The sequence below is a fragment of the Enterobacter asburiae genome, from assembly GCF_024599655.1.
In the GTDB taxonomy this organism is placed as follows: Bacteria; Pseudomonadota; Gammaproteobacteria; order Enterobacterales; family Enterobacteriaceae; genus Enterobacter; species Enterobacter asburiae_D.
On sequence record NZ_CP102247.1, the window covers coordinates 1,602,764 to 1,620,327 of the forward strand.

General features: G+C 54.2%; 18 protein-coding genes and 1 tRNA gene. 10 read left to right on the forward strand and 9 right to left on the reverse strand.

Features of this window, described 5'->3' with window-relative positions; all coding sequences use genetic code 11:
* Positions 1-70 precede the first annotated feature (70 nt).
* On the reverse strand, positions 71-574 hold the full coding sequence (gene eco / locus NQ230_RS07610; RefSeq protein WP_063440883.1) for a serine protease inhibitor ecotin: 504 nt from the start codon (positions 572-574) through the stop codon (positions 71-73).
* A 209-nt stretch (positions 575-783) separates the two neighbouring features.
* On the opposite strand from eco, the gene NQ230_RS07615 reads away from it, so the two are divergent.
* From NQ230_RS07615 to NQ230_RS07640, 6 genes are all read left to right on the forward strand, one after another.
* Entirely contained in the window at positions 784-1,044 is a 261-nt protein-coding gene (locus NQ230_RS07615) for a DUF2534 family protein (RefSeq protein ID WP_063143759.1), read from the forward strand.
* A gap of 124 nt (positions 1,045-1,168) precedes the next feature.
* A complete protein-coding gene (locus NQ230_RS07620) occupies positions 1,169-2,356 on the forward strand; it encodes an MFS transporter (RefSeq protein WP_159514588.1) in 1,188 nt (395 codons plus the stop codon).
* A 763-nt stretch (positions 2,357-3,119) separates the two neighbouring features.
* A complete protein-coding gene (locus NQ230_RS07625) occupies positions 3,120-3,767 on the forward strand; it encodes a hypothetical protein (protein ID WP_257260647.1) in 648 nt (215 codons plus the stop codon).
* A 198-nt stretch (positions 3,768-3,965) separates the two neighbouring features.
* Entirely contained in the window at positions 3,966-4,415 is a 450-nt protein-coding gene (locus NQ230_RS07630; RefSeq protein ID WP_193939404.1) for a hypothetical protein, read from the forward strand.
* Positions 4,412-4,840, forward strand: coding sequence for a hypothetical protein (locus NQ230_RS07635; RefSeq protein ID WP_193939405.1), 429 nt, complete (start codon positions 4,412-4,414; stop codon positions 4,838-4,840). The genes NQ230_RS07630 and NQ230_RS07635 overlap by 4 nt, the downstream gene beginning before the upstream one ends.
* Before the next feature lie 330 nt (positions 4,841-5,170).
* The gene (locus NQ230_RS07640) at positions 5,171-5,398 is read left to right on the forward strand and encodes a hypothetical protein (protein WP_193939406.1); all 228 of its coding nucleotides are present in this window, start codon (positions 5,171-5,173) and stop codon (positions 5,396-5,398) included.
* 235 nt (positions 5,399-5,633) lie between these two features.
* Here NQ230_RS07640 and NQ230_RS07645 read toward each other — a convergent pair.
* The 3 genes from NQ230_RS07645 to NQ230_RS07655 form a co-directional block, all read right to left on the reverse strand.
* A tRNA-Pro gene (locus tag NQ230_RS07645) sits at positions 5,634-5,710 on the reverse strand.
* 72 nt (positions 5,711-5,782) lie between these two features.
* The gene (gene yejM, locus NQ230_RS07650; RefSeq protein WP_257260651.1) at positions 5,783-7,543 is read right to left on the reverse strand and encodes an LPS biosynthesis-modulating metalloenzyme YejM; all 1,761 of its coding nucleotides are present in this window, start codon (positions 7,541-7,543) and stop codon (positions 5,783-5,785) included.
* A gap of 19 nt (positions 7,544-7,562) precedes the next feature.
* A complete protein-coding gene (locus NQ230_RS07655) occupies positions 7,563-7,790 on the reverse strand; it encodes a YejL family protein (RefSeq protein ID WP_008500958.1) in 228 nt (75 codons plus the stop codon).
* Between the two features lie 134 nt (positions 7,791-7,924).
* On the opposite strand from NQ230_RS07655, the gene yejK reads away from it, so the two are divergent.
* Positions 7,925-8,932: a nucleoid-associated protein YejK gene (gene yejK / locus NQ230_RS07660; protein WP_257260653.1), complete on the forward strand. Its 1,008-nt coding sequence runs from the start codon at positions 7,925-7,927 to the stop codon at positions 8,930-8,932.
* Between the two features lie 51 nt (positions 8,933-8,983).
* Here the strand turns inward: yejK and rplY are convergent, their stop codons facing one another.
* Together rplY and radD are read right to left on the reverse strand one after the other, a co-directional pair.
* Complete coding sequence (rplY, locus tag NQ230_RS07665; RefSeq protein WP_029740955.1) at positions 8,984-9,268, reverse strand: 50S ribosomal protein L25; 285 nt, start codon at positions 9,266-9,268, stop codon at positions 8,984-8,986.
* Between the two features lie 125 nt (positions 9,269-9,393).
* Positions 9,394-11,154 carry a DNA repair helicase RadD gene (gene radD, locus NQ230_RS07670; protein WP_257260656.1) on the reverse strand — a complete coding sequence of 587 codons (1,761 nt, stop codon included), beginning with the start codon at positions 11,152-11,154 and terminating at the stop codon, positions 9,394-9,396.
* A 152-nt stretch (positions 11,155-11,306) separates the two neighbouring features.
* On the opposite strand from radD, the gene rsuA reads away from it, so the two are divergent.
* The 3 genes from rsuA (at position 11,307) to NQ230_RS07685 (ending at position 13,850) form a co-directional block, all read left to right on the forward strand.
* A complete protein-coding gene (gene rsuA, locus NQ230_RS07675) occupies positions 11,307-12,014 on the forward strand; it encodes a 16S rRNA pseudouridine(516) synthase RsuA (protein ID WP_159514585.1) in 708 nt (235 codons plus the stop codon).
* Positions 12,015-12,029: 15 nt separating this feature from the next.
* The gene (locus tag NQ230_RS07680; RefSeq protein ID WP_219321822.1) at positions 12,030-13,226 is read left to right on the forward strand and encodes a Bcr/CflA family multidrug efflux MFS transporter; all 1,197 of its coding nucleotides are present in this window, start codon (positions 12,030-12,032) and stop codon (positions 13,224-13,226) included.
* A 279-nt stretch (positions 13,227-13,505) separates the two neighbouring features.
* Positions 13,506-13,850: a YejG family protein gene (locus tag NQ230_RS07685; protein ID WP_008500952.1), complete on the forward strand. Its 345-nt coding sequence runs from the start codon at positions 13,506-13,508 to the stop codon at positions 13,848-13,850.
* Positions 13,851-13,853: 3 nt separating this feature from the next.
* Here the strand turns inward: NQ230_RS07685 and yejF are convergent, their stop codons facing one another.
* The 3 genes from yejF to NQ230_RS07700 are packed head-to-tail and all read right to left on the reverse strand — an operon-like array spanning position 13,854 to position 17,564.
* Positions 13,854-15,443, reverse strand: coding sequence for a microcin C ABC transporter ATP-binding protein YejF (gene yejF / locus NQ230_RS07690; protein WP_257260659.1), 1,590 nt, complete (start codon positions 15,441-15,443; stop codon positions 13,854-13,856).
* A gap of 1 nt (position 15,444) precedes the next feature.
* On the reverse strand, positions 15,445-16,470 hold the full coding sequence (locus NQ230_RS07695) for an ABC transporter permease (protein WP_023312492.1): 1,026 nt from the start codon (positions 16,468-16,470) through the stop codon (positions 15,445-15,447).
* Positions 16,470-17,564: a microcin C ABC transporter permease YejB gene (locus tag NQ230_RS07700; RefSeq protein WP_029740961.1), complete on the reverse strand. Its 1,095-nt coding sequence runs from the start codon at positions 17,562-17,564 to the stop codon at positions 16,470-16,472. Before NQ230_RS07700 ends, NQ230_RS07695 begins: the two co-directional genes overlap by 1 nt.

Consider the following 17,564-nt stretch of genomic DNA (forward strand, 5'->3'; position numbering starts at 1 on the left):
ACGCTTACCCGGCCTACGTTCGGTGTTGTTTTGTAGGTCGGGTAAGGCGAAGCCGCCACCCGACTTATTTTTAACGTACTACCGCTTGACCGACGTTCTCGTCCGCCTTCCACACGCGATACTTAACTTCCACGTTTTCAGGCGTATAGACCACGATCGGCAGCTTGCTGTTGTAGCGCAGCAGACTGTTGTCGCCCAGATACGCCGTCACAAATTTCTTCTCTTTTTTGCCGTCCGGGCAGGCCATCATGGTGGAGACCGGAGAGGTCACTTTATCAAAGACGTAATAGTCGTAACCCCAGCCTTCCAGGGTTTTGCTTTCCAGCTGACCGCCCAGACGGTGCTGGTTGCAGTCCACTTCCAGCGTCTTGCCAATTAACAGTTCCACTTTGAAGTTCGCTTCATCCTGCTGAACCGGCAGCTGGATCACCTGACGCTTCATCCCTTTGTCCGCCTGCGGGTACGGAGCCACTTTTTCCAGCGGCTGCTCTTTTGGGGTTTCGCTGGCGAAAGCACTGCTGCTGACGCACGCGGCGGCGATGAGGGCGATGGCAAATTTAGGTGCGTTTTTCATTGTCATTCCTTTATGTCAAAACGATCCTGCGCAGGTTAACATAACAACTATGAATGAATGGTGTTATTTACTTACATTTTCACTATGGCTAGCGTTATGCGCTCTTAAACATCCTGTTTAGTGGTTTTTTATGCTGATGTGGAGTCGAGTGCCAGTTCGTGTTATTTTAGACCTTATATAATGTTATTCATCTGTAAAAGGGAAGAGAGATGGTTCGTGCAAAACTGAAAACACCTGAAGGCCGCAAATTCCTCCTGGCGCTGCTGGTCGTGTTTATGATTGCTGCCGCGTGCGTGGGGCGGGCAACCATTGTTGGCGTGATCGAACAGTACAATATCCCCCTCTCTGCCTGGACAACCAGTATGTATGTCCTGCAATCGGCGATGATCTTCGTCTACAGCCTGGTGTTCACCGTTCTGCTGGCCATCCCGCTGGGCATTTTCTTCCTGGGTGGACGTGAGAAGCGCTAAGCATTCACCCAGAGAATGAAGCCAGCCTGCGGGCTGGCTTTTTTTATATCAGATGATTTTTATTCGCATTTCCAGGATATTCTGTTTCGAACGAGGTTGTTCGACATACAGCAGGAGATGCGCAATGTTATCCCGGTTTGCAACGCTCAGCCGGATCCCGAAAGGAGTCTGGGTTGTGGGTGGGGTCAGCATGTTGATGGATATCTCCTCGGAGATCATTCACAGCCTGCTGCCGTTGTTTATGGTCACGACGCTGGGTGCCAGCGTGATTTTCATTGGTTTGATTGAAGGTCTGGCCGAGGCCACGGCGCTGTTTATCAAAGTGTTTTCCGGCGCAATCAGTGATTATCTGGGCAAACGTAAAGGGCTGGCTGTTCTGGGCTACGGTCTTGGCGCGTTGAGTAAACCGTTGTTTGCTATTGCCTCCTCCTCCGGCATGATTCTTGGGGCACGTTTAATCGACCGGGTAGGGAAGGGGATCCGGGGGGCGCCGCGCGATGCGCTGGTCGCTGACGTTACGCCGCCGGAACTCCGCGGCGCGGCCTTTGGTTTGCGTCAGTCGATGGACACCATTGGCGCCTTTCTCGGGCCGCTGCTGGCCGTAGGCTTAATGCTGCTGTGGAATGATGATTTCCGCACCATTTTCTGGATTGCGGTGATCCCCGGCGTACTCGCCGTTGCCTTGCTTTTCTTCGGCCTGCATGAGCCTAAAGCCCCTGTCGAACATAAACGAACAAATCCCATCAAAAGAGAGAACCTCAGGCGCCTCGGGAAAGGCTGCTGGTGGGTCATTGGCCTGGGAGCCATCTTCACGCTCGCACGTTTCAGCGAAGCATTTCTTGTCCTTCGTGCTCAGCAGTCGGGTGTGCCGCTGGCGCTGATCCCGCTGGTGATGGTTGCCATGAATCTGCTCTATTTCCTCTCTGCCTATCCGTTTGGCAAGTTATCCGATGTGATGAGCCACACCCGATTATTGCAGTGGGGGCTGGTGGTGCTGATTGGCGCGGACATTGTGCTGGCGCTGAGCACCCACTGGGCAGGCATTATTTTAGGCGTTGCGCTATGGGGGATACATATGGGCATGACCCAGGGGCTGCTGGCGGCAATGATTGCGAAAACCGCGCCCGCGGATCTGCGCGGTACCGCCTACGGTATTTTTAGTCTTGTCAGCGGCGTGGGGTTATTAGTCGCCAGCCTGGGAGCAGGAGCAATCTGGGAGACGTTTGGTGCGCAGTATACCTTCTATGCCGGGGCGGTGATTTGTCTGGCGACGTTGGTTTATCTGCGAAAAACACCTGACGAAATGGCATAAAAAAAACCAGCCGTAAAAGGCTGGTTTTGATAATAATTTTGGTCGGCACGAGAGGATTTGAACCTCCGACATCCACGACGGTTTAACTAATTATATTTCAGGTGTTTAGGCTTTTTTAGGAGTGTTTCTAATGGCTATAATCCGTCAATTAACGTTTGGTAAATTCAATGTTAAGTCCGAGTGAAGGACTTCCCTCAAAATACAATAACCCGTGATTCATATGTTGAATGTGAGCTAGCCGCTAACGAATATTTAGCGGGGCTTTATCCTTCTACGAACACTGTAGAAAAGCTAACTACGCCTTACATGAATGAGATCATGATAAAGAGAGTCATTGATCAATAGAGTTTTCACTCTTTGTGTTTATGATCTTCCCCATAATCAGTGGCCTATGAGGCGACACACATGAAATCTTTACTTTTTACAGCGCTGATCTTTCTCTCCGTGTCCAACGTGAACGCAGCGGAGAAACTCGAGGCAGACGGCTTACTGGGGTTTAGATAGACCTGCGACAATGGTACAACACCAATCAACTACAACGATGGTTCAGAAGCGGTTATCACTATCTCCGGGGTTAAGTATCTTCACACATCACCCACATCGTGCGGGGCTAGTCTTTACGATGGGATTATTGATCCATATAAAACTTCCACGGTGAAGTCTGAGAAGGTAAATTCCAGATTCATAACGTATTATGATGATTTACCACTGGGGAGTACGTATTGTGAATAATAGTGTGATCGGGATCAACATTGATTAATCAATGCTCGTTATCATTTCTCGTCGTTTGTTTGAGGGTGTTCAAAAAATGGTTGGTTTCGTTCTATTTCTTCTAGCTATTGTTTTAATCATCGTGATTTTCAAGTTGTTACCACGTAGTACCTATAAATGGATCGGTTATGCCGTTTTAGCTGTTGTCGGCGTTTGCGTGATTGGTGGTGTTTGGCTCTATGTACAAAACCAACAAAATGCCGAACGCTATCGGGCAGAGCAACAGCAGGAGCAACGAGATCTCGTTACTTTCTTGAATGATGTTGATAGATGGGGGCAAGAGAACGCGAAGAAGGATAGCACCGGCTATTACTCAATCAATACCCAACAAATCAAGCAATATGCCGCTGACCTTCATACGGCCCGGAAATATAGCTTTTATTTCTATGGAGTAACCACGTTGGGAGATAATCGAGTAACTACGACTCTTGATAAGCCTCTTAACGGGGTTAGCGAAGTGAAGATCGTTTGTGATGGGGCTTTGATGCAATCCGACTGTGAAAAAGCCGTTAAGAATGGCTACCGGGGTGGCTTCCTGCTTCACATCTACACCTTAGACGGCGGAAAAGCTTTTAGCCCGACAAAAGGCTGGTTAAACCCTAAACCGTGGGATAAAGAAGCTAAGCCAATTTCGAATTAATATGCTAGCAGAGAATTTTTAATGATGAAAAGGAGCACCAGAGCAGGGTTATTTTCGTTGTTGGTTGCTCCTATAAGTGTGCATGCAAACCTACAAATAATTTATGGTGTTTATCAGGATGATATCCTCCCCTATAAATTTTTTCTACAGTACCTAAAGGCGCGTTTAAATCCCTTCGGGATTCAGTGGCTAAATTGAATGAAAAGTTATCATAAAGCAGCGTTATTAATCTTAAGCTGGATCATGTTGGTTGCAGCCCTTCCAGCCCGCGCGGGGATGTTTGATAGTTCTATTGATCTTTCAAAGCCGTTTACGTGTAAGGATGTTTCCCCGTCACCTATGCGTATCACGGAGAAGGGGTTGATCATGGGTGGTGTGCTTTACCCGCTATACAACCCTAACGCCGCCTCTACTCCGGTGCTTACTAACACTATATTTAGGAGCCGGGATAATCTGGAAGAAATAGACGTTGTGCAGTATGCCAGCGATGGGAAAGTAAACGTTAGCTATATGAAATTCTATAGCGACCCGGATCAATTCACCGACTATGAAGCAATCGACAATAACAAAATCTTTGAGAAAGCCAGTGGGGAAGCTGTAGATCCTAAGCCGTTCTATCACTCTAAAAATCAGGGGTGCAAACAATGAAAGCAGGACAAGCCTTAGCCGCTTTGGTGTTGGTTCTTATCTCTCTAAATGCCTCTGCTACTATGTACGTGAATAGCGGTAGTGATAGCGATTATGTTTACTGCAACACTACTAACCCGGATGGATCAAACAAGTTTGGGAATTGCCCGACAAAGGGCAGACAGTTAGAAGTTGAAGCGGTTAGGGAAGGTGTGATCCGTTTCCGTTTCTATGATATGGGCGGCGTTTTCCCGTGGTTCTATGCAAAGGTGATCGATAGTGAAAACGGTGTATACCGGGAACTAACCAGCCTCCCCGAGAGTGTAGATGAAGCGCAGGATCTACAGCTTACAGGCGACTATGTGATCATCAATCAATACAGCAAGAAAAACCCCGCTGATAAGAATGTATTCACACGGGAAACGTTTTTCAAGATTAGCCAATAATAGGGGGTAAATAGTTACAACCTGTTTAAGTATAACCAGATCATAAAGCGGGAGCCGGATCAGTAGTTGTGTCATGGCCTCGCTTTTATCTTATGTGAGAAACACATACCAGCCCGTGTAGCTTCGCGACTGTCATGCTTTCAGCATGTAAGGGCTTTATGTACTACTGACGAAACGCAAGGAGGCCCGGAGGTGGATTACTTCTATCACGGCAAACCCTGCAAGCGGTGCGGGAGTACAGCAGGTTAAACCCGCTCTTGTAGTTTCATGAATGGCCATAGCAGGAGAGCGACACGGAAACCCGGAACATACACGGGCCAGCCTCTTTCTATGATGGCAAACCCTGCCAGAATTGCGGAACTACTAAAAAATACCGATCTGATCGATCTTGTGTCGAATGTAAAAGGCTACGAACAGAAGCCAGAAAAGCCAAACGGCAGCAGGAGAGCCAGAACAGGGAAAAAGCCTAACCGGGGCAAGATGTTTGCAAAGGTTACGGAGAAACCAAAAGCTATCGCTTTCTTGATTATTGCCGAAAGTGTCAGGCGCAGCCTGTAGCATAGCGAGCGTTTATGACCGTAGCGAATGCACGTCATGGCGGTGTGTCAAGCTAAAAGAAATTGCGGCTCGTTAAGTAAAAAATAAATAAAGGGGCAGAGAGGAAGGGCAAAGCGTGGTTAATTCCTGATCATGTACAAACATGAGAAAGACCATTGTAGACCAGTCGATAGATTCAGGTGGTTAAGGTAAGAAGTGTTTAACTCCCTAACCATCTGATATAAATGATAAAATTTGGTCGGCACGAGAGGATTTGAACCTCCGACCCCCGACACCCCATGACGGTGCGCTACCAGGCTGCGCTACGTGCCGACGCATAAAAAGAATACTACTCGATTCCGTTTTGAATGCAAGGGAATCCGTCGCTAACTGGTTTATTATTAATCAGTTAGCGATAAACCGCTTCTCATCCGTCAGGACCTGCAGCAGCAGGCTCAGCTGCGGTTTCTGGTCTTTCAACCGTTCACCCTGCAGGTTATACGTCTGATAATTCCCGTTGCTGTTCAGCACCAGCGTCAGCTTCGGCGTGGTCACCACCAGCGTGTTATTCCCCGCAGCCGTCACCCAGCTGTGGCGGCGCGCGGCGCTGAAGAGATCCTGCCCCTGCGAATACTCGTTTGCTGGCGTGCTGACGTGCAGCAGGCGTTGCATCAGGGTAGTCATCACATCTTTATGCTCGGTGAGCATATTGATGCGCTGCGCCGGCGTGCCTGGCCAGTGGATCACCAGCGGAACCTGCAGATTCGGACGAGACCAGCTCATACTCTTCGTCTCGTCACCTAACGGCACCCCATGACCTGCGGTCACGATCACCACGGTGTTGTCCAGCTTGCCCGACTCGCGAAGCGCATCAAGCACGCGGCCTATCTGCGCATCAACATCGCCAGCCGCGCGGCCGTAGCGGCGCGCAAAGTCATTCTTATTGCTGTCAGCAAGCGTTGTGCCGTTAAAGGCAACCCATGAGAACCAGCGGTTATCTTCCTGGGCGTAGCGCTGCAGCCAGTTTATCCACTGGCTGGCGGTCTGAGCATCGGACTGTTTTTGTGCCGTCGGCAGTGAGAAATCGGACAGCAGCGCCTGGCGGTAGAGCGGGCTGTTAAAGCCGTCGGAGGAGAACAACCCTAACTGATAGCCTTGCTGATTCAGCCCGGTGATGAGCGCCGCAGGCGTGCGGGTAGACAGTACGCCGTCCATGTAGCCAGCTGAAATGCCGTAGAAGAGGCCAAAGATGCCCGCATCGGTTGAGTTACCGGAGCTCATATGCTGAGTAAACGAAACGTTTTTACTGGCGAAATCGGCCAGCGCAGGCATCTGCTTCTCGTAGCGCGAATAGTTCAGGCCATCGACGGTGATCAGCAGGACGTTTTGCCCGCGCCCCATATCACGGTAGTGCAGGTCGCTCAGCGGATACTGAACGCTGACGGCTTCCGGGTTACCCTGTTCGACCAGGCGGCGCTGGTACTCCTGCGCATCAAGCAGGCCGTGTTTCTCGAGGAAGCGACGGGCCGTCATCGGATATGAGAGCGGCAGGTTAGCGCGCTGCATGGTAATCGGGCGATAGAAGTTCGCATCCGCCCAGATATACATGATGTGCGAACTGATAAATGAGACGAAAAAGAGCGTGGCGACGGGCTTCGCATAATGGCGTCGCCGGGTCAGGCTGCGAAGTTTTTGCCAGCTCCAGGTGGCAAACAGCATCTCAATCAACAGGATCACCGGGACGCTGATAAACATCAGCTGCCAGTCACGGGCCGTTTCGTTCTGGTCGGGGTTAATCACCAGTTCCCAGACGATGGGGTTGAGGTGCAGGTGGAAGCGGGTGAACACTTCACTGTCGATAAGCAGCAGCGTCATCCCCACCGTCGCAAGGATGGCGGACAAGAATCGCATCAGACGCTGCGACATGACGATAAACGTCAAGGGGAACAGGATCAGCAGATAGGTGGCGAAAACCAAAAAGCTAAAGTGACCGACAACGCTTATCCAGGAGTAGATACGCCCGGTTAGCGTTGTTGGCCAGTCTGCGACAAACAGATAACGACAGCCAATGACCGTCGCCAACAGAATGTTGAACAGGGCAAACCAGTGCCCCCAGCTGACCATCTGGGAGACTTTTTCACGGTAGCGCTGACGATTCGTCACCATAAACTGTTGTTCGTATCCCTTAATGGGCCGGGTCGTTGCTGACGGACGACTGTAAAGCCTGGGCGAACGATTTTGCGATCGCCTGACGCTGAGCCGGAGCAACGCTGGTGTTAATCAGGTTGGTGACCATATTTCCCAAAACCATCAGGGAGAGATCGGTCGGCGTTTTATGTTTTTCCAGTACGTTGACCAGCTCACTGAGCAGTTGTTCAACGTGTTCATCACTGTAGCGGGAATGTTGTGGCATAAATCAAAATCAGTTTGTTGATGAAAGGGCAACATATTACCGTAGCAACAGCTTTTTTTCCCCTTTTTTATCTGTTGTTGCACACATGTCCTGGTGGTGGTTGAATACCGCCCGGTCTAAAAGGAGAGTTTATCATGAGTCTGGAAATCAACCAGATTGCCTTGCACCAGCTTATCAAGCGTGATGAGCAAACCCTTGAAGTGGTGCTGCGCGATTCGTTACTGGAACCCACGGCGACCGTTGTGGAGATGATGGCAGAGCTGCATCGCGTCTACAGCGCCAAAAATAAAGCCTATGGCCTGTTCAGCGATGAGAGTGAACTGGCTGATAGCCTGCGCCTGCAGCGTCAGGGCGAAGAGGATTTTCTGGCGTTTAGCCGCGCCGCAACCGGGCGACTGCGCGACGAGCTGGCGAAATATCCGTTTGCCGACGGCGGGATCGTGCTGTTCTGCCACTACCGCTATCTGGCGGTAGAGTATCTGCTGGTCACCGTACTGAATAACTTAAGCAGCATGCGCGTGAACGAGCAGCTGGATATCAGCTCAACGCATTATCTGGATATCAACCATGCGGATATCGTGGCGCGCATTGATTTGACCGAATGGGAAACCAATCCGGAGTCGACCCGCTACCTGACATTCCTGAAGGGGCGCGTGGGTCGCAAAGTGGCGGATTTCTTTATGGATTTCCTCGGTGCCAGCGAAGGTCTCAACGCCAAAGCTCAGAACAAAGGGCTGCTCCAGGCGGTTGATGACTTCACAGCAGAAGCGCAGCTCGATAAATCTGAGCGCCAGACCGTGCGTCAGCAGGTCTACAGCTACTGCAACGAACAGCTGCAGGCAGGGGAGGAGATCGAGCTGGAGTCCCTGTCAAAAGAGCTGGCCGGCGTCAGCGAAGTCAGCTTCCAGGAGTTCACCGCGGAGAAAGGCTATGAGCTTGAAGAGAGCTTCCCGGCGGATCGCAGTACGCTGCGTCAGTTAACCAAGTTTGCCGGTAGCGGCGGCGGGTTAACCATCAACTTTGACGCGATGTTGCTGGGTGAACGCATCTTCTGGGATCCGGCCACCGATACGCTGACCATTAAAGGCACGCCGCCGAACCTGCGCGATCAGCTTCAGCGCCGCACCTCGGGCGGGAAATAACAGCCATAAAAAAACCCCGCAGAAGCGGGGTTTTTTTCGACGTGTTTGCGATTACGCGCGAACGAAGTCGATGTGAGACAGTTTTGGCTTGAACGGGTGACGCTGAACAGCCTGAACTTTCACTTTTTCTTCTTTACCGCCAACAACGATGGTCAGAACTTCGCTGTAGAATTCAGCTTTGGTCTGCAGGTTCCACAGTTTGTCGTGATCCAGTTCGATTGCAACTGGAGCAGCTTCGCCACCGTAAACGATAGCCGGGAACTTGTTAGCGTTACGCAGGCGGCGGCTCGCACCCTTACCCTGCACGTTACGTACTTCTGCTTCGATAGTGAACATTGATTTCTCTCTGTATTTAAAACCCTGCTACAGGCGACCCAGCAGCAGGTGAGTGTTCTGCCTCACGGATGTGAAGCGGGCGGCATTTTATACTCAAATGCCCCTCACATCAATGAAAAGTCCCGCTAACCGCGCAATTCGTTGGCGCGACGGAAGCGACCTTCGTAGTCAAAGAGTTTCTCGCGCACCTGCCAGAACTGGCCTTTCTTACGGGCGACGACAAAATCCGGATGGCGCAATAACACCTGCTGGCGCACGATATCGGCCACGGTTATCCAGCGCAGGGGGACGCCCGGCGTTCGGGTATGCGGGCGGATAAACAGCTGTTCGAAGGCCATTCGCTGAGCAGGCGTCTGGACCCGGAAGCGCTCGCTGACGTCCGCGCCGTCTTCGTCGTAATAGGTGATTTTTAACCACTCACCTTTTTCATCGGCACCGGGCTGCAGCGCCATGCCGGAACAGCGCAGCACCAACGCATCTTTCAGCTTTAGCGCCGCTTTCAGCATGTCGTCCGGGTCAACCAGCACCGTGTCGCATTCCCGGCAGCGGCGCGCGGCAATGTCGTTTTCGGCGTTGCACTGCGGGCAGTTCTTAAAGCGGAAACGGAAATCGCACTGCTCGCGATGCCCGTCATCATCTTCAAACCAGCCCTGACAGCGGCGGCCAAAGTGTTCGATCAGCGTACCGTCGGCGGTGGTTTTTCCCCAGAAGGTGTTGGCAAACCCGCAGGCTGGGCAAAAGACCTGCACGGGCACGTTGTCGCTTTTCCCTTTTGGCGCGCCGACTTCAGGCGTATAGAGATCGTGCGGGTTACCGGCATAATCCAGAATCAGGCAGTCTGTTTTTCCCGGGGCCAGACGCAGGCCGCGGCCAACAATTTGCTGATACAGACTGACCGATTCGGTCGGGCGCAGAATGGCGATCAGGTCGACGTGCGGGGCGTCAAAGCCGGTGGTCAATACCGACACGTTAACCAGATAGCGGAACCGCTGGGCCTTAAACGCGTCAATCAGGCTGTCGCGCTCCGGGCCGGGCGTCTCGCCGGTGATTAACGCCGCGTCGCCGGCGGGCAGTAACCCGGTGATTTCTCGCGCGTGCTCAACGGTGGCGGCAAAGATCATCACCCCTTTGCGCGTCGCGGCGAACTCCTCTATCTGGCTGATGATATGCGGCGTAATACGCTTCTGCTTTTTCAGCTCCTGGTTGAGATCCGCTTCGCTGAATAAGCCGTTGCTCTGCGCCTGCAGACGGCTGAAATCGTACTGTACCACCGGCATATCCAGCCGTTCAGGCGGCGTCAGGTAGCCATGTTTAATCATGTAGCGCAGCGGAAGTTCGTAAATGCAGTCGCTAAACAGGGCCTTGTCATCGCCGCGCACCATGCCGTGATAATGGTAGCGATAGATCCAGCCTTTCCCCAGACGAAACGGGGTCGCCGTCAGGCCCAGCAGGCGCAGGTCAGGGTTCACCGCTTTCAGGTGGGCCAGGATTTGCTGGTACTGGCTGTCGTCGTCGTCGCTGATGCGGTGGCATTCGTCGACAATCAGCAGCGAAAATTCGCTGCGAAACAGGTCCAGATTGCGCGCCACCGACTGCACGCTGCCAAAGACCACTTTACCGTGGCTCTCTTTGCGCTTCAGCCCGGCGGCGAAGATATCGGCTTCCAGCCCAAGCGCACAATACTTGGCGTGGTTTTGCGCGACGAGCTCTTTGACGTGCGCCAGCACCAGAACGCGACCGCGCGCCAGACGCGCCAGTTCGGCGATGACCAGGCTTTTGCCTGCGCCGGTCGGAAGCACAATCGCCGCTGGCTCGCGGTGTTTACGGAACCAGGCGAGGGTGGCGTCAACGGCTTCCTGCTGATAGGGACGAAGTGTAAAAGTCATGGGGTCTCGGTTTCGTTATTCCGCACATAGTATGCCACGAAACTTTTTCCCTTGAGTGGCGCAACCAGACCATTATACTGAACCGTTCCAGACTGCTTCTTTTTTCGGACCCGTTGTCCGACTTCCAGCACCATTAAGGCTAAAAAGATTTCATGCGACTTGATAAGTTTATCGCTCAGCAACTCGGCGTAAGCCGCGCTATTGCCGGGCGCGAAATTCGCGCCAGCCGCGTTACCGTGGATGGCGACATTGTGAGAGACAGCGCGTTCAAACTGCAACCTGACCATCAGGTGGAGTATGACGGCAATCCGCTGACCCAGCAGCACGGTCCGCGCTACTTCATGCTCAATAAGCCGGAAGGCTACGTCTGCTCAACGGACGATCCGGATCACCCGACGGTGCTCTATTTCCTTGATGAACCGGTGGCGCACAAGCTGCACGCCGCAGGCCGTCTCGACATCGACACCACGGGTCTGGTGCTGATGACCGACGACGGGCAGTGGTCGCATCGCATTACTTCCCCGCGTCACCACTGCGAGAAAACCTATCTGGTCACGCTGGAGTCGCCGGTGTCGGATGACACGGCAGAGCAATTCACGAAAGGCGTTCAGCTGCATAATGAAAAAGATCTGACCAAACCCGCCGTGCTTGAGGTAATCACGCCGACCGAAGTCCGTCTGACCATCAGCGAAGGGCGTTACCATCAGGTGAAACGTATGTTTGCCGCCGTGGGGAACCGCGTTGTTGGCCTGCATCGTGAGCGGATTGGTGCGATTGAACTCGATCCCGACCTGGCGCCAGGCGAATATCGCCCGTTAACGGAAGAAGAGATCGCCAGCGTCGGTCTGCCTTCGCACTAATTTCAGGAGAGCTCTGTGACCACCAGGCCACACTCGTCGTTCAAAATCGTCTTCATTCTTGGCCTGCTGGCCATGCTGATGCCGCTGTCTATTGATATGTACCTGCCTGCGCTGCCGGTAATTTCTGCACAGTTTGGCGTCCCGGCGGGCAGCGCGCAGATGACGCTCAGCACCTATATTCTCGGCTTTGCCCTCGGCCAGCTGTTTTATGGCCCGATGGCGGACAGCCTTGGACGCAAGCCCGTCATTCTGGGCGGGACGCTGGTCTTTGCTGCCGCAGCGGTGGCCTGTGCGCTGGCGCAGACCATCGATCATCTGATTATCATGCGCTTCTTCCACGGTCTGGCGGCGGCAGCGGCAAGCGTGGTGATTAACGCTCTGATGCGCGATATCTACCCGAAGGAAGAGTTCTCCCGGATGATGTCGTTCGTGATGCTGGTGACGACGATTGCGCCACTGGTGGCACCCATGGCCGGTGGTGCGGTGCTGGTGTGGTTTAGCTGGCACGTGATTTTCTGGATCCTGGCTCTGGCCGCCCTGCTTGCCTCGGCGATGATCTTCTTCTTTATTGATGAAACGCTCCCCGTCGAGCGCCGTCAGAAATTCCACATCCGAACCACAATAGGCAACTTTGCCTCGCTGTTTCGCCACAAGCGCGTGCTCAGCTATATGCTGGCAAGCGGGTTCAGCTTCGCCGGGATGTTCTCCTTCCTGAGCGCTGGGCCGTTTGTCTACATCGAGCTGAACCACGTTTCGCCGCAGCACTTCGGCTATTACTTTGCGCTTAACATCGTCTTCCTGTTCATCATGACCATCATCAACAGCCGTTTTGTCCGGCGGGTGGGGGCGCTCAACATGTTCCGCGCCGGGCTGTGGATCCAGTTTGTGATGGCTATCTGGCTGGTGGTGAGCGCGTTTCTGGGCGTGGGCTTCTGGGCGCTGGTGGTCGGCGTGGCGGCCTTTGTCGGCTGCGTGTCGATGGTGTCATCAAATGGGATGGCGGTGATCCTCGATGAGTTTCCGCATATGGCGGGCACCGCATCTTCCCTGGCGGGGACGTTCCGCTTCGGCATCGGCGCTATCGTTGGCGCGTTGCTTTCGATGGCCACCTTTACGACGGCATGGCCCATGCTGTGGGCGATGGCTTTTTGCGCAACCAGCTCGATACTCTTCTATCTTTACGCCAGTCGACCGCGAAAAGCGGCCCACTAAAACACAGAGAAGGTCCGCCAGGGCCTTTTTTGTTGATGCATATCAACCAAACCCCCGTTCGTTTATGCCGTGTTTGTTTATTTTATGTAAAATCTATTTGTGTAAAAAGTCACATCATTGTATTCAAAAAGGTTGAGTTAGATCGCAGAAACGGGTACATATAGCGCCGACGCGAGCCTGGAAACGGATAAAAAAGCGCTGAATAGTGCAGGCTGGCGATGATGTGTTACTATAAATGTAAATAAATTGTGAAGTAAATTTTGCTTCCGGGGAACGAACGTGAATACATTACAACTCTCCATTGTCCATCGCTTGCCCCAGAGCTATCGCTGGTCGGCGGGTTTTGCAGGTTCGAAAGTTGAACCGATTCCGCAAAACGTCGCGGGCTGCGAAAACTGCCTGGTCGCGCTCAAGCTGTTGAGCCCGAGCGACGAAAATGCATGGCGGGTGATGGAGCGTCTCAGTCAGGCCCTGACGGATATCGAAGTGGACAGCTCCGTACTGGAGTGTGAAGGTGAGCCGTGCCTGTTTGTGAAAAGCCAGGACGAGTTTGCCGCTACCTGCCGTCTGAAGAATTTTGGCGTTGCCATCGCTGAGCCTTTCTCCGGCCAGTACCCGTTCTGACCGCTAGTCTGCCGACAACAGCTGGCGCGTGTAGCGCTGCGTTGGCGCGCTAAATACGCGCTGGCACTCACCCTGCTCGACCACTTCTCCCTGTCGCAACACAATCACCTGATGGCATAGCGCCCGCACCACCTGTAGATCGTGGCTGATAAAGATATAGGCCAGCCGGTGCTTTTCCTGAAGCCCTTTCAGCAGGGCCAGGATCTGCGCCTGAACGGTTCTGTCCAGCGACGACGTCGGTTCATCCAGAATAATCAGCTCCGGTTTCAGGATCAGCGCGCGGGCAATGGCAATACGCTGGCGCTGCCCGCCGGAGAATTCAGCCGGATAGCGGTGGCGGGTCCCGGCATCTAAGCCCACTTCGGCCATCACCCGCATAACTTCCTGCTCTCGCTGCTGAGCGCTCAGGCCGGGCTGATGCACGCGCAGGCCCTCTTCGATAATCTGCAACACGCTGAGCCGTGGGTTAAGCGAGGAGTTAGGATCCTGAAACACTACCTGCATGCGGGGCCGCACGGGCAGCATCTGACGGCGGTTCCAGCGGTGCAGCGGCATATCGTCAAAGAGGATCTCGCCCTGGGAGGCAATTAAGCGCAGCAGCGCCAGACCGGTGGTGCTCTTACCCGAACCGGATTCGCCCACCAGCCCCAGGGATTCTCCCGGGCGCAGCGAGAAGCTGATGTTTTTCAGCACTAGGTTCCGATCGACAATGCGCCGCAGAATACCTTTGCGGATCGGGAACGACACGGACAGATCCTCAACGCGCAGCAGCGGTGTGCTGTCGGCCGCGAGAGGAACCGGGTCGCCGGAGGGGTCGCTGTCGAGCAAACGCTGCGTATAGGGGTGCTGCGGCGCGCTCAGCAGCGTGGACGCGGTATTCTGTTCAACGCACCGTCCGTTTTGCATCACCGCGACGCTGTCGGCCAGCTTTCTCACAATGCTTAGGTTATGCGTGATAAATAGCAGGCTCATGTTCAGCTCGTCACGCAGTTCCCGCAGCAGCGTCAATATTTGCGCCTGTACCGTCACGTCCAGCGCCGTTGTAGGCTCGTCGGCAATTAACAGTTCGGGACGCGTGAGCAGGGCCATGGCAATCATCACGCGCTGACGTTCGCCGCCGGAGAGCTGGTGCGGAAAATCATTCAGCCTTTTGGCCGCGTTGCGTATGCCTGTTCGCTCCAGACAGTCCAGAATTTCTCCCCGTGCGGCCTCTTTGCGCATCCCCCGGTGCAGGGAGAGCACTTCATAGAGCTGTTTCTCCAGGCTGTGCAGCGGGTTGAGGGAAACCATCGGCTCCTGGAAGATCATCGCGATTTTGTTGCCGCGAATGCCGCGCAGGGTATGTTCGTCGGCGTGCAGTAGCGAACGGCCGTGAAACAGAATATCTCCTTGCGGGTAGCTGACCGGCGGGGACGGTAACAGGCGCAGGATGGAGAGTGCTGAGACGCTCTTGCCTGAACCCGACTCGCCCACCAGGGCCAGCGTTTCACCGGGCTGGATCTGCAGCGACAGGTCGGTGACCACGGTGCGCGTCTCGCCCTGCGTTGAAAAGGCAATCGACAGGTTATCAATGCTGAGAAGAGGCTGGGTCATTTTATACCGCCTTGTTCGGATCGAAGGCATCGCGCACGGCTTCGCCAATAAAAATCAGCAGCGAAAGCAGCACGGCCACGGAAAGAAAGGCGGCGATGCCTAACCACGGCGCCTGCAGGTTGTTTTTGCCCTGCAGCAGCAGTTCGCCGAGCGACGGGGAACCCAGCGGTAGCCCGAAACCAAGAAAATCCAGCGAGGTGAGGGTGGTGATGGAGCTGCACAGAATAAACGGCAGGAAGGTGAGCGTTGCGACCACCGCGTTGGGCAGCATATGGCGGAAGATGATCCCCCGGTCGCTCACGCCAAGCGCCTGCGCGGCGCGAATGTAGTCGAAATTACGGGTGCGCAGAAACTCCGCCCGCACCACGCCCACCAGCGCCATCCAGCCGAACAGGACGGTGATGCCTAACAGCCACCAGAAGCCAGGCTGCACCACGCTGGAAAGCAGGATGATCAGAAACAGCGTTGGCATGCCTGACCAGACTTCAATAACCCGCTGGCCCCACAGGTCAATTTTCCCGCCGTAGTAGCCCTGAACGGCACCCGCCACGACGCCCATCACGCTTGAGAAGATCGTCAGCATCAGCCCAAAGAGAAGAGAAATTCGCGTGCCATAAAGGATGCGCGCCAGCACGTCGCCGCCGTTAGCATCGGTTCCCAGCCAGTTTTGCGCGGAGGGCGGGGAAGGGAAGGGGGTCGTAGTAGCAAAGTTAATGCTGTTTGCGCCAAAGCGCACCGGTGCCCAGAGCGCCCAGCCGTGCTGCTCAATCTGCTGGCGAAGCCACGGATCCTGATACTCCGCCGGTGTCGCAAACGGGCCGCCAAAGTCGCTTTCGCTGTAGTTGGCGATAACCGGCACGTACCAGCGGTCGTTAAAATGCACCAGCAGCGGTTTGTCGTTGGCGATCAGCTCCGAACACATGCTTAAGGCAAACAGCACGGCAAAAATCCACAGCGACCAGTAGCCGCGGCGGTTGTGGCGAAAGCGGGCCCAGCGGGCCTGGTTGACGGGGCTTAAACGCGGCATCAGCGGCCCTCAAAATCGATTCGGGGATCGACCAGCGTATAGCTGATATCGCTGATGATATTCAGCAGCAGGCCTATCAGGGTGAAAATATAGAGTGTGCCAAACATCACCGGATAATCGCGCGACACGGTAGCCTCATAGCCCAGCAGCCCCAGGCCGTTGAGCGAGAACATCACCTCTATCAGCAGCGAGCCGGTAAAAAACATGCCGATGAACGTGGCCGGAAATCCGGCAATCACCAGCAGCATGGCGTTGCGGAACACGTGTTTCCACATGATCTGCTTCTCGCTTACGCCCTTGGCGCGGGCAGTCACGACGTACTGCTTACGGATTTCATCGAGAAAGGCGTTTTTGGTCAACATGGTCAGGGCCGCAAACCCGCCGATGACCGTTGCCAGCACCGGCAGCGTGATATGCCAGAGATAGTCAGTGATTTTCTGATACCACGGCAGGGAGCTGAAATCGGCGGAGACCAGCCCCCGCAGCGGGAAGAGGTCGAAATAACTTCCCCCGGCAAAAAAGACAATCAGCAGGACGGCAAACAGAAACGCCGGAATGGCATAGCCGATGATGATGAACGTGCTGCTCCAGATATCGAAGCGGCTGCCGTTGTACACCGCTTTGCGGATCCCGAGCGGTATAGAGACCAGATAGATGATCAGCGTTCCCCACAGCCCCAGCGTTATCGACACCGGCAGGCTTTGCTTGATCAACGTTAACACTGAGGCACTGCGAAACAGGCTGTCGCCAAAATCAAAGCGGATGTAATCCCAGAGCATTTTGAAATAGCGCTCGTGAATCGGTTTGTCAAAGCCGTAGCGGTGGGTGATCTCGGCGATCACTTCCGGATCCAGCCCGCGTCCGCCGCGATAATGGCTTTCACTGATATTCCCTACGCCGGTTCGCGCATGGCTCGCGCCCATCCCTTCGCCGCCACCGCCGGGCATGCCGCCGCTGTTGCCAAATTCAATGGCGGCAATTGCCTGATCGACCGGGCCGCCGGGGGCGATTTGCACGATAAAAAAGTTAATCGTGATGATGGCCCACAGGGTGGGGATGACCAGCAGGAGACGACGGATAAGATACGCACCCAT